This window comes from Burkholderia sp. Ax-1720, from assembly GCF_011753035.1.
Lineage (GTDB): Bacteria > Pseudomonadota > Gammaproteobacteria > Burkholderiales > Burkholderiaceae > Burkholderia > Burkholderia gladioli.
The window spans coordinates 1-10,894 of the sequence record NZ_VWWK01000209.1; the positions used below are offsets into that span (position 1 = coordinate 1).

The 10,894-nt window shown below is 70.1% G+C and carries 10 protein-coding genes; 4 read left to right on the forward strand and 6 right to left on the reverse strand.

All coding sequences use genetic code 11. The features are described 5' to 3' along the window. Nucleotides 1–270: 270 nt before the first annotated feature. From F3J18_RS32465 to F3J18_RS32475, 3 genes are all read right to left on the reverse strand, one after another. Nucleotides 271–1,221, reverse strand: coding sequence for an ABC transporter substrate-binding protein (locus tag F3J18_RS32465; protein ID WP_166916193.1), 951 nt, complete (start codon nt 1,219–1,221; stop codon nt 271–273). Nucleotides 1,222–1,267: 46 nt separating this feature from the next. Further along, nucleotides 1,268–1,822 (reverse strand): GNAT family N-acetyltransferase, encoded by a 555-nt coding sequence (locus F3J18_RS32470; protein WP_166916195.1) that lies wholly within the window; start codon nt 1,820–1,822, stop codon nt 1,268–1,270. A 177-nt stretch (nt 1,823–1,999) separates the two neighbouring features. After that, nucleotides 2,000–3,001, reverse strand: a complete 1,002-nt coding sequence (locus tag F3J18_RS32475; RefSeq protein ID WP_025101032.1) for a succinylglutamate desuccinylase/aspartoacylase family protein — start codon at nt 2,999–3,001, stop codon at nt 2,000–2,002. 273 nt (nt 3,002–3,274) lie between these two features. Here F3J18_RS32475 and F3J18_RS32480 point away from each other — a divergent pair, with 273 nt between their 5' ends. Both F3J18_RS32480 and F3J18_RS32485 read left to right on the forward strand, forming a co-directional pair. Beyond that, nucleotides 3,275–3,619 (forward strand): DUF3088 domain-containing protein, encoded by a 345-nt coding sequence (locus tag F3J18_RS32480; protein WP_025101031.1) that lies wholly within the window; start codon nt 3,275–3,277, stop codon nt 3,617–3,619. 10 nt (nt 3,620–3,629) lie between these two features. Then, nucleotides 3,630–4,940, forward strand: a complete 1,311-nt coding sequence (locus tag F3J18_RS32485) for an LLM class flavin-dependent oxidoreductase (RefSeq protein ID WP_166916197.1) — start codon at nt 3,630–3,632, stop codon at nt 4,938–4,940. Nucleotides 4,941–4,988: 48 nt separating this feature from the next. On the opposite strand, the gene F3J18_RS32490 is transcribed toward F3J18_RS32485, so the two are convergent. The 3 genes from F3J18_RS32490 to F3J18_RS32500 all read right to left on the reverse strand — a co-directional run bounded on the left by F3J18_RS32490 (nt 4,989) and on the right by F3J18_RS32500 (nt 8,555). Further along, a complete protein-coding gene (locus F3J18_RS32490) occupies nt 4,989–6,071 on the reverse strand; it encodes a porin (RefSeq protein WP_025102151.1) in 1,083 nt (360 codons plus the stop codon). 149 nt (nt 6,072–6,220) lie between these two features. Continuing rightward, complete coding sequence (locus F3J18_RS32495; RefSeq protein WP_025102152.1) at nt 6,221–7,522, reverse strand: dicarboxylate/amino acid:cation symporter; 1,302 nt, start codon at nt 7,520–7,522, stop codon at nt 6,221–6,223. Nucleotides 7,523–7,691: 169 nt separating this feature from the next. Next, nucleotides 7,692–8,555: an amidohydrolase family protein gene (locus tag F3J18_RS32500; protein ID WP_166916199.1), complete on the reverse strand. Its 864-nt coding sequence runs from the start codon at nt 8,553–8,555 to the stop codon at nt 7,692–7,694. Between the two features lie 134 nt (nt 8,556–8,689). Here F3J18_RS32500 and F3J18_RS32505 point away from each other — a divergent pair, with 134 nt between their 5' ends. Together F3J18_RS32505 and F3J18_RS32510 are read left to right on the forward strand one after the other, a co-directional pair. Then, entirely contained in the window at nt 8,690–9,643 is a 954-nt protein-coding gene (locus F3J18_RS32505; protein WP_166916201.1) for a LysR family transcriptional regulator, read from the forward strand. Between the two features lie 160 nt (nt 9,644–9,803). Beyond that, on the forward strand, nt 9,804–10,811 hold the full coding sequence (locus F3J18_RS32510; RefSeq protein WP_166916203.1) for an aliphatic sulfonate ABC transporter substrate-binding protein: 1,008 nt from the start codon (nt 9,804–9,806) through the stop codon (nt 10,809–10,811). The last annotated feature ends 83 nt before the right edge of the window (nt 10,812–10,894 follow it).

Sequence of the window (10,894 nt, forward strand, 5' to 3'; positions counted from 1 at the left end):
CGCGGCCGCCTGCGCCCAGGCCGAGCCGCAGGCCAGCGCCAGCGCGCCGGCCGTCGCCCACCGCCAAGGCGCGACGGCCATGCCGCGCGCGCTTCCCCTGTGTTCCCTTTGTTCTGACCGCATCGACTATCCCGTGTACGAGACGAGCGTGCTCGCGCGCGAGCCTCGCGGGCACGCGCGACGAGGTCGGCCATCGTCGTCGCGACGGCCTTCCTGCTTCGCATGACTAAGTGAATCGGCCGCGCCCGGACGGGCCGGCCGGGCTTCGGGTCAGCTCTTCGGCAGACCCGGCGGGTTGGTGCGCGCGGCGTCGATCGCCTCGGCACCGAGGTTCCAGCGTTCCAGCACCTGGCGGTACTTGCCGTTCCTGATCAGGTCGTTGAGCAGCAGCGTGATCGGCGCGGCCAGCCCGCTGCCCTTGCGGGTGGTGACGGCCACCTCGGCCGTGATCGGCCAGCCGCCGCTGACGGTGCCGACCGCGCGGATGTCGTGCGTGCGCGACTGCTGGTAGGCGAGCGTGGCGTTGACGCTGAAGATCGCGTCGGCGCGCCCTGCTACCAGGCCGAGATAGCGCGCGGCCACGTCGTCGAAGTAGATCACCTGCACCGGCTTGAGCCCCTGCGCGACATTCTGCTTGTCCCAGGCCAGCAGGATCTTTTCCTGGTTGGTGCCGGAATCGGTGATGATGCGCAGCCCCGCCACGTCGCGGCGATCGCGGATCGCCTGGATCCGGCTGCCGTTCGGCACGTAGAAGCCCAGCACGTCGCGGCGGTAGGTCGAGAAGTCGAATTTCTCCTTGCGCTCCTCGGTGACGGTCACGTTCGACAGCACCGCGTCGACCTTGCCCGATACCACCGCCAGCGGCCAGTCGGCCCAGGCCAGCGGCACCAGCTTCAGCTTGAGACCCAGGCCGTCGGCCACCAGCTGGGCGAGGTCGGGATCGTAGCCCACCAGGGTCTTCGCGTCGGAAGCATAGGTGTCGAGCGGCGGCGACGAGGGGGCCAGGCCGATGGTCAGCTCGCCCTTGGTGACGAAGGGGAAGCTGGCCGGGATCGCCGCGATCGCGGCGCTGTCGGCGGTGGTCCGCACGCGGTCGTGCTGGTCGGGGCTCAGGTTCAGGGCCGCAGCCGGGGCCGCGGCCTGTGCCGGCAGCGCCAGCCATGCAAGGGCGCTCACCAGCAGGCCCGCCATCGTCGCTCGGAATGTGCTGCCTTGATTCATCGTGTCTTGTCCTGGTTGGTATCGTGGGGAGAAAGCCCGCTCGGGCTCAGCGCCGCCCGAGCGGCCCGGGGCGCCTCAGGTCGGCCAGCGTGTCGCTGCGCGCGCTCTCCAGCAGGTCCTTGCCGAAGGGCAGGCGCCAATGCACCTCGACCGGGATCGCCGGGTCGAAGAGCGGCACGTAGCCGGCCGCCAGGTACAGGCCCACGGCTTCCGGTTGGCGGTAGCCGGTGGTCAGGTAGAGACGTCGATAAGCCTGCCCGCGCGCCCTCGCCTCCAGCGCGTCGAGCACCTGGCGCGCGACGCCGCGGCGGCGCCAGGCATCGTGGGTCCAGATGCGCTTGAGCTCGGCCGTGCTCGCGTCGTAGCGCTGGAACGCGCCGCCGCCCACCGCCTCGCCCTCGTGCAGCAGCAGCACGAAGGCGCCCGAGGGCGGCGCGAAATGCTCGGCCGGGTAGGTATCGATCTCGTGGCGCGCTTCCACCACCCCGCCCGGCCGGAACTCGCGGTAGCGCGTCGCGTATTCGGCGGCGAGCCCGCCGAGCAGCGGCTCGGCCAGCGGATCGAGGGGCGAGGTGTCGACGACGTCGTAGGTCAGGAGCATGGTGGTCCGGGAATCGAGATCGATGCCTGCCGGCACGAGGCACGCAGGCCAAGATAGCAGCGCCCGGGCCTGCCACTAACCAAGCATTCGGCAGATCCTTATGCCCGTGCGCGCCGCTATGCGCAGCACGGATCGACCAATGCGCGAGGCCCTCCGCCGGGCCGGCGGCGCTGCCGCTCAGGCGTCGAGCGGCGACGCCAGATGGAACAGGCAGTCGCCGCGCCGGACGGCGGCCGGCACGCGACGGCACACCAGCTCGCCGGCGGCGGCGAAGCGCAACAGCACCGGCTCGCGCAGCGGCGTGTCGGGGAAGTGGATGCGCGCGGCCGCGTCGCCGGCCGCCACCGTCGCGCCGAGCTCGACCAGCGGCTCGAACAGGCCGGCATCGTGCGTGTAGAGGTATTGCTCGCCGCCCGTCACGCGATAGAAGCGGGTCGGCGCGCGCGGCGCCTCGGCGGGCACCAGCGGGCCGTGCAGCAGCCCGACATGGGCCAGCAGCCGCAGCAACCCGAGCCGGCCCTCGCGCAGCAGCGCCGGGCACAGCTCGCCGCCGCCGCCCAGCTCGGTGGTGATCGCGATCGCGCCCTGCCGGCGCGCCGCGCCCGAGCTGAGCACCGGGTTCTCGCGATGCAGGAAGGCGCGCGGCAGGCCGAAGGCATTCAGCAGCCCGCGCAGGCGCGCGTCCTCCCCGGCGTCGCGCGGCTCGATCGCCAGCATGTTGCCGCCGTCGTAGCGCAGCGAGCTGCCGCCCGAATGCAGGTCGACCAGGTAATCGGCGCGCGCGAACAGCTCGCGCTCCAGGTACTCGGCGATCGCCGCGGTCGGGCCGCCGCGCGCGTCGCCGGGAAAGCTGCGGTTCAGGTTGCCGCCGTCCAGCGGCGAGGTGCGCAGCCCCGCCTCGGCGGCCGGGAAGTTCGCCATCGGCAGCAGGATCAGTTGTCCGCGCAACCAGGCCGGATCGAGCTCGCGGATCAGGCTCGATACCAGCACCTGCCCCTCGTATTCGTCGCCGTGATTGCCGGCCATCAGCACCACCACCGGCCCCTCGCCGCGGCGCAGCGAGGCGATCGGCACCGGAATCCAGCCATAGGCCGAGCGATGCACCGAATGCGGCAGGCGCAGGTAGCCGGCGTGCCGGCCCTCGGCATCGAGGTCGATCTCGCTGGTGATGGTGCTCATGACGGTTCTCGTGCGGGCGTGGAGGGAAAGACAGCCATCGACCTTAAGCAAGCCGCGCCGCCGCCGGGAACGAATTTTTTCGCCTTTCGATATGTCGCCCGGGCATTTGGCCGGCCCGGCACGCTCACGCTCCGGCGCTGCCGCGTCGATCGTCGCGCGATCGCATCGGATCAGCACGATCGCGCATATGCTTGGCTCGATTTCTTCGTGGCCGGCCCGGCCGCGGCCCGGCAGAATCGACGGCGCCTTCCCGACCGACCAGGACCTTGCATCGTGAGCCGCGACCTTCTGCTGTTGCTCGAACCGGGTTTCACCGATCCCGCCCATCCCGGCGAACGCTTCGTCTGCCCTTACGGCATCCCGATCGAGGGGCTGCTGGCGGCCGCGCCCGATCGCGCGGCGCGGCTCGAGGTGAAGCGCCTGCCCTTCCCGCGCCCGCGCCCCGAGGTGATCGCGGCGCTGGACGAGGCTCACCAGGGCCTGCCGGTGCTGGTGCTCGGCGACGAACATCCGCTGCCCGAGGACGCCATCGCGCTCGGCGACAAGCATTACGTCACGGATACCAAGCGCATCCTGACCTTGCTGGCCGAGCGGCACGGCTTCCCCAAGCTCCATTGACGCGCCGGCGATGAGTGCCACCCCGCCGCGCCGCCTGCACCTGAACGTCAATGCCTGGCTGCAGGGTTTCGCGCCCTCCTCGTGGCGCGTACCCGGGAATTCGCCGCGCGGTTTCGTCGAGATCGAGCATTACCTGCGCATCGCGCGCATCGCCGAGGCCGGCAAGTTCGACGCGATCTTCCTGGCCGATTCGGTCAGCCTCGACGGCCTGGCCACCGGCCCGATCACCGCGCTCGAACCCACCGTGGTACTCACCGCGGTGGCGGGCGCGACCACCCACCTGGGCCTGATCGCCACCGCCTCCACCAGCTACAACGAGCCCTACAACCTGGCGCGCCGCTTCGCCTCGCTGGACCTGGTGAGCGGCGGGCGCGCGGGCTGGAACATCGTCACCACCGCCGACCTGCAATCGGCGCGCAACCACGGCCTCGACGCGGTGCCCGACCACGCCACGCGCTACCGCCGCGCGGCCGAGTTCACCGAGATCGTCAAGGCGCTGTGGAATAGCTGGGGCGATGACGCGCTGCTGGCCGATGCCGCCAGCGGGCGTTTCGTCGATCTCGACAAGCTGCGCGCGCTCGAGCATCGGGGCGAGTTCTTCGCGGTGCACGGCGTGCTGAACCAGCCGCGCTCGCCGCAAGGCCATCCGGTACTGGTGCAGGCCGGCGGCTCGAACGACGGCCGCGCGCTGGCCGCGCGGCATGCCGAGGCGGTGTTCTCGGCCTCGGCTTCGTTCGAGGAAGCGCTCGACTACGCGCAAGGCCTCAGGCACGCCGCCGAGGCGCAGGGCCGCGGCGCGGACGCGATCCGGATCTTCCCCGGCCTGGGCACCTTCATCGGCGGCACCGAGGCCGAGGCGAAGCGCCGGCATCGCGAGCTGATCGACCTGATCCCGCCCGAGCACAGCCTGCGGCGGCTGGCCGGCCGGCTCGGCGTCGCGCCGGAGCGGCTCGCGCTCGACCAGCCGTTGCCGGAAGACCTGCCGCTGCCGGCCAACGGCAACCACACCTTCTTTCGCACCATCCTGGCGCGCTCGCGGCAGCACGGCTACACGCTGCGCGAACTGCTGCGCGAGCTGGCCGGCGGCGGCGGGCATCGCGAGATCGTGGGCACGCCCGAGCAGATCGCCGACGATATCGAGCGCTGGTTCCGCGCCGGCGCGGCCGATGGGTTCAATCTCATGCCCGACGTGCTGCCGGGCGGCTTGCAGGACTTCGTCGACGAAGTGGTGCCGATCCTGCAGAGGCGCGGGCTGTTCCGCACCGAGTACGAGGGCGGCACGCTGCGCGAGCACCTGGGGCTGGCGCGGCCGGCGGCCTGAGCCGCGCCGCAAGGCGCGGCCCGGGCCCGTCCCGGCGCGCAAGCGTGCTCAGAACGTATGCTGCATGCCCACCCCGAGCGTGTTGCCGGTCGGGTTGCCGCTGAGCTTGTCGTAGGAATAGACCGCGTAGACGAAGGTGCGCCGCGACAACACGTATTCGTAGGCCAGGCTCGCCGTGTTGCGGATGTCGCTCGCGTTGGCCGGCTTGCTGTGATGCGTGCGCGCCCACTCGGCCAGGATCAGGTTGGTGGGCGTGATGCGCACCGTGGTACCCAGCTCGTAGGTATGCGAGCCCGATTCCGCGCCGTGGTTGCTGGTGGTCTGGGCGGCCGCGTAGAGCTTCACGTACTTCGTGTCGTAGGCCGCGCCGGCCAGGTACAGGTACTGCCCCGCGCTCGGCGCCACCGCCGCGGTGCGCACGTGCTGCGCCGAGAACACCGCCGTCAGCGGCCCGCTCGCGTAGGTCAGGTGCAGGCCGAGGTTGTCCTTGCCCTGGTGGCCGACGGTGCCGCTCACGCCGTAGATCACCGTGCCGGTCAGCCCGCCGTAGTTCGGCGAGACGTACTCGACCGCGTTGTCCCACACGGTATCGCCGATCTCGGTGTTGTCGTAGGTGCTGGTGTAGGACTGCACGATCAGCGGCGAGAACACCACCGAGGAACCGAACGGGTTCACCAGTTGCTGGTTGATGTAGGTCGGGTTGGTCTGCTCGCCGATCCGGAACGTGCCGTAATGCGCCGAAGCCAGGCCCACATAGGCATTGCGCGAGAAGAAACCGTCGGTGGTGTTGCGTCCCATCTGCCCGGTATTGGGCCGGAAGAAGCTCTCCAGCGAGAACACCACGGCATTGCCGCCGCCGATCTCCTCGCGCCCGCGCACGCCCCAGAACGAGGTGGTCATGCCGCCGCCGCCCACCTGCGCGGTGCTGGCCTTCGAGGTGCTGAGCTTGGAGGTGTCGACGTACATGCCGATCAGGCCGTACAGCTGCACCGAGCCCGAGGCGGTGGCCAGCGCGGCGGCCGAGGAGGCGTTGAGGTCGTCGGCGCGGGCCTGGCCCGACAGCGCGGCGATCAGGACGCCGAACAGTATGGCGCGCGGAGGCAGACAGGGCGCGAGCGATGTGCGATGCATGACGGTATCTCCAGGTGTTTTTTTGAGTGCGAGCGGCCCCTGCCGCGCCGCGCGGAGCGCGGGCGGAAGCAGGCCCTTCGGTTGTTATGGGTTCGGCCGGCTCGGCCGGCCAGGCGAGGCTTCGCTGCCCCTGCAGCGAAGCCCGCGGATCAGCCCGCCCGGCGGCGCGACATCACCGCATCGAGCTTGTCGCGATCGAGTTCGCGCTCCCAGGCGGCCACCGCCAGCGTGGCGACGCCGTTGCCGATGGTGTTGACGATCGCCAGGCCCGTGCCCATGAAGCGATGGATGCCGAGGATCAGCACCATGCCCGAGACGGGGATCAGCGGGAACACCAGCAAGGTGGAGGTGAGCATCACGAAGGCCGCGCCGGCCACGCCGCTGGCGCCCTTCGAGGTCAGCATCGCGACCCCGACCAGGGTCAGTTGCTGGACCAGGCTGAGCTCGACGTTGAAGGCCTGGGCGATGAACAGCACCGCCATGGTCAGGTAGATGTTGGTGCCGTCGAGGTTGAACGAATACCCGGCCGGCACCACCAGCCCGACCACCGATTTCGAGCAGCCCAGCGCCTCCAGCTTCTCCAGCATCTGCGGCAGCGCCGCCTCGGAGGAACTGGTGCCGAGCACGATCAGGATCTCCTCGCGGATATAGCCCATGAAGCGCAGGATGCTGAAGCCGAGCGCGCGCGAGATCGCGCCGAGCACCACCACGATGAACACCAGCAGGGTCAGGTAGAACGCGCCGATCAGCTTCAGCAGCGGCAGCACCGCGCCGATCCCGTAGGTGCCGATGGTGAAGGCCATCGAGCCGAAGGCGCCGATCGCGGCCACCTTCATGATGATGTGCACGATCCCGAAGAAGGTATGCGCGACCTGGTCGATCAACTGGGTCAGCGCCCGGCCGCGTTCGCCGAGCGCGGCCAGCGCGGCGCCGAACAGCACCGAGATCAGCAGGATCTGCAGCACGTTGCCGGTGGTGAAGGCGCTCACCAGTGTCTCCGGGATGATGTGCATCAGGAAGTCGACGGTGTTCTGGTGATGCGCGGCCGTGGTGTAGTCGGCCAGCGCCTTGGTGTCGAGCTTGGCCGGATCGAGGTTGAAGCCGGCGCCGGGCTTGAGCAGGTGCCCGCCGATCAGGCCGACCACCAGCGACAGCGTGGAGACCACCTCGAAGTAGAGCAGCGCCTTGCCGCCCACGCGCCCCACCTTCTTCATGTCGCCCATGCCGGCGATGCCGGCCACCACGGTGCAGAAGATGATCGGGCCGATCACCATCTTGATCAGCTTGATGAAGGCATCGCCGAGCGGCTTCATCTTGACCGCCAGCGAGGGCGCGAAATGGCCCAGCAGCACGCCCAGCACGATGGCGGCGAACACCTGGAAATACAGCGCGCGGTAGAACGGCTTGCGCGGGCTGCGCGCGGCCTGGGTCAGGGTGGCGCTCTCGTTCACGAGGCCTCCCCGGTGCCGCGGGCGGCGGCGCTATCGAAGCGGATCATGCATGTCTCCTGGTGGGTGTCGCCGGTGCCTCGGCACCGGCTTCCTGAACGGCTCCGCCGTCTGGCGCGGCGGTGGGTGAATCGGGTCGAATCGTGGAACGGGCGGCTTCAGCAGGTTCGCATCAGCGGCCGTACAAGCGGTTCGGATTATCGACCAGCAGCTTCTGCCGCAACTCCGCGTCCGGGCAGAAGCGGAACAGCAGGTCGACCAGGCCGCCGTCGTTCGGCATGTCCTTGCTGATGTTCGGATGCGGCCAGTCGGTACCCCACAGCACGCGATCGGGTGCCGCCTCGATCAGCGCGCGCGCGAAGGGAATCGCATCGTCGAAGGGCTTGCGGCCCACCGAGACGCGCTCGGCGCCGCAGACCTTGACCCAGGCCAGCGGGTTGCGCATCAGTTCCAGCAGCTCCGCGAAGGGCTGCTGCTCGAGCCCCGCCTCGGCGCGCACGCGGCCCATGTGGTCGATCACGAAGGGCACCTTGATGCGCTCGATCCGGTCGGCGTAGGTCAGGATGTCCTGCGCGTCGAGGTGCAGCACCACGTGCCAGCCCAGGTGCTGGATGCGCTCCAGCACGCGGTCGAACACGTCCAGGTCGGGCGCGCCGCCCAGGTGGGCCACGAAGTTGAAGCGCACGCCGCGCACGCCGCGCGCGTCCAGCTCGGCCAGTTGCTCATCCGTGACGTCGCCGTCGACGATCGCCACGCCCTTGTAGCGCCCCTCGCTGCGTGCGATCGCATCGAGCATCGCCGTGTTGTCGGTGCCGTGGCAGCTCGCCTGCACGATCACGCCGCGTTCGAGACCCAGGAAATCATGCAGGTCGACCAGGCGCGCGTAGGGCGCGTCGGGCGGCGTGTAGCTGCGATCGGGCGCATACGGGAACACGTCGCCGGGGCCGAACACGTGGCAGTGGGCATCCCAGGCGCCGGCGGGCAGGCCCTGCGAGGGACGAATCGGGTTCGGATCGGGAGGCAGGCAGGATTTCATGGAGTGTCTCATGGGGCCGCTTGCGGCGGCCTGTTTCGCAATATTCGGGAATGGGATGCATTGTCTAGCTTCCGTGTGACCACTACAATCGCCATACCGAACTAGCTGATATGTGAAATTCACATACCCAAGCCATGGATCTCAAGCAACTCGATGCCTTCGTCCACGTCGCCGAGCTCGGCAGCTTCACGCGCGCGGCCAACACGCTCAATACCAACCAGCCGGCGCTGAGCCGGCTGGTGCGGCAACTGGAGGTGGAACTGCGCCATACCCTGCTGGAGCGCAACGGCCGCGGCGTGACGCTGACGCCGGCCGGCCAGCGCATGCTGGCGCACGCCAAGGGCCTGCAGCAGCAGGTGCAGCGCGCCTCGCAGGATCTCGACGAGCTGCGCGGCACGCCGGGCGGCCATTTCGGCATCGGCATCACGCCCAGCTTCGCGCGGGTCGGCACGCTGGCGCTGGTGCGGCGCTTCCGGGCCTCGTTCCCGGGCGCCACGCTGTCGGTCGCGCAGGGCCTGTCGACCTACCTGACCGAGTGGCTGATGATGGGCCGCATCGACGTGGCCGTGCTCTACGACACCTTCGACACGCCCTCGATCGACAAGCGCACCATCCATACCGAGGAGCTGTTCCTGGTCGGGCCCGGCGGCGGTGACGGCGACAGCGGCGGCGAGGCCGAGGCGGAGCGCATCGAGACCATCGCGCTGCGCGAGATCGTGCGCTATCCGCTGGTGATCCCGGGCCGCATGCACGCGATCCGCCACATGGTGGAGGCGGCCGCCGCCGAACAGGGGATCCGCCTGAACATCGAGCTCGAGGTGGACGGCGTGGCCTCGATCCTCGATTTGGTCAGCGAGGGGATCGGCCACGCGGTGCTGGCCCTCAACGCGATTCCCGCCGAGCTGCGCACCGGCCGCTTCCGGCTCACGCGCATCACCGAGCCGACCCTGTACAGCCGGCTGGCGATCGCCACCAGCCGGCGACATCCGCTGCCGCAACTGGCGCGGCAGGCGATCGCCATGCTCGAGGCCGACGTGCTGCCGCTGTATGGCGCGAGCGCGCCGGGGGCGGGCTACGACGCGATCTAGCGAGCCGGTGCCCGGCTAAGCCGCTTTCCCCTCCTGCTTATCGCCGCGCCTGCTTTCCTAGCGACGATTTCTTGGTTCGCGCGCCGCCGCGTCCTGCGTAAATTGCCAGGTTTCCCAGACGACACGGCGCCCCGCCGCCGCCCCTCCCGGAGACCACCCGATGAAGCCGTCCTGGCTGCGCGTGCTGCGCCACGCCGCCCTGTCGATCGCCGCGCTCGCCGCCGGCGTCGCCGCCCTCGCCTCGCAGAACGCGGCGGCCGCCCCCGCCGCCACCGCCGAGATCCGCGTCGACTACGCCTACTACTCGCCCGAAAGCCTGGTGATCCGCCATTTCGGCTGGCTCGAGGACGAATTCAAGCCCGACCACGTGGCGATCCGCTGGCTGCTGAGCCTGGGCAGCAATCGCGCGCTCGAGTACCTGAACAGCGGCGCGGCCGACTTCGGCTCGACCGCCGGCCTGGCCGCCGTGCTGGGCCGCGCCAACGGCAACCCGATCCGCGCCGTCTACGTGTTCTCGCGGCCGGAATGGACCGCCCTGGTGGTGCGCAAGGATTCGCCGATCCACACGCTGGCGGACCTGAAGGGCAGGAAGATCGCGGCCACGCGCGGCACCGACCCGTTCCTGTTCACGCTGCGCGCGCTGCACACGGTCGGGCTCACGCGCGACGACGTGGAGCTGGTCAACCTCCAACACCCCGACGGCCGCACCGCGCTCGCCAACGGCCAGGTGGACGCCTGGGCCGGCCTCGATCCGCACATGGCCGCGGCCCAGTTGGACGACGGCGCCAGGCTGCTGTACCGCAACGTCGGCTTCAATACCTATGGCTTCCTGAACGTGCGCGAGGCCTTTGCCAGCCAGTATCCGCAGGCCGTCACGCGCGTGCTGAAGGTGTACGAGAAGGCGCGGCTGTGGATCATTGCGCATCCGGACGAGACCGCGCGGATCGTCGCCGACGAATCGAAGGTCTCGCTGCCGGTGGCGAAGCTGCAACTGCAGCGCAACGACTTCAGCGACCCGGTGCCCGGCGAAACCCAGCGCGCGGCATTGAAGGCCGCCGCGCCGGTGCTGACCGAGGAGCAGTTGGTGAAACCCGGCGTCGATCCTGCCAAGGTGGTGGATGCGCTGATCGACCCGAGCTTCGCGCGGCCGCTGGCCGCCTCGCGCTGAGCATGGGCCGCAGCGCCGCCCGCGACGACGCGCCGGCCGCGCCAAGGCCAGCGCACTCGCAGCCGCGAGAAGGTGCCGCGGCG

Coding starts and splice junctions, on each gene's coding strand:
- F3J18_RS32510 (WP_166916203.1), top strand. CDS start 9,804: ATGAAGCCGTCCTGGCTGCGCGTGCTGCGCCACGCCGCCCTGTCGATC.
- F3J18_RS32485 (WP_166916197.1), top strand. CDS start 3,630: ATGAGTGCCACCCCGCCGCGCCGCCTGCACCTGAACGTCAATGCCTGG.
- F3J18_RS32500 (WP_166916199.1), bottom strand. CDS start 8,555: ATGAAATCCTGCCTGCCTCCCGATCCGAACCCGATTCGTCCCTCGCAG.
- F3J18_RS32465 (WP_166916193.1), bottom strand. CDS start 1,221: ATGAATCAAGGCAGCACATTCCGAGCGACGATGGCGGGCCTGCTGGTG.
- F3J18_RS32505 (WP_166916201.1), top strand. CDS start 8,690: ATGGATCTCAAGCAACTCGATGCCTTCGTCCACGTCGCCGAGCTCGGC.
- F3J18_RS32470 (WP_166916195.1), bottom strand. CDS start 1,822: ATGCTCCTGACCTACGACGTCGTCGACACCTCGCCCCTCGATCCGCTG.
- F3J18_RS32475 (WP_025101032.1), bottom strand. CDS start 3,001: ATGAGCACCATCACCAGCGAGATCGACCTCGATGCCGAGGGCCGGCAC.
- F3J18_RS32490 (WP_025102151.1), bottom strand. CDS start 6,071: ATGCATCGCACATCGCTCGCGCCCTGTCTGCCTCCGCGCGCCATACTG.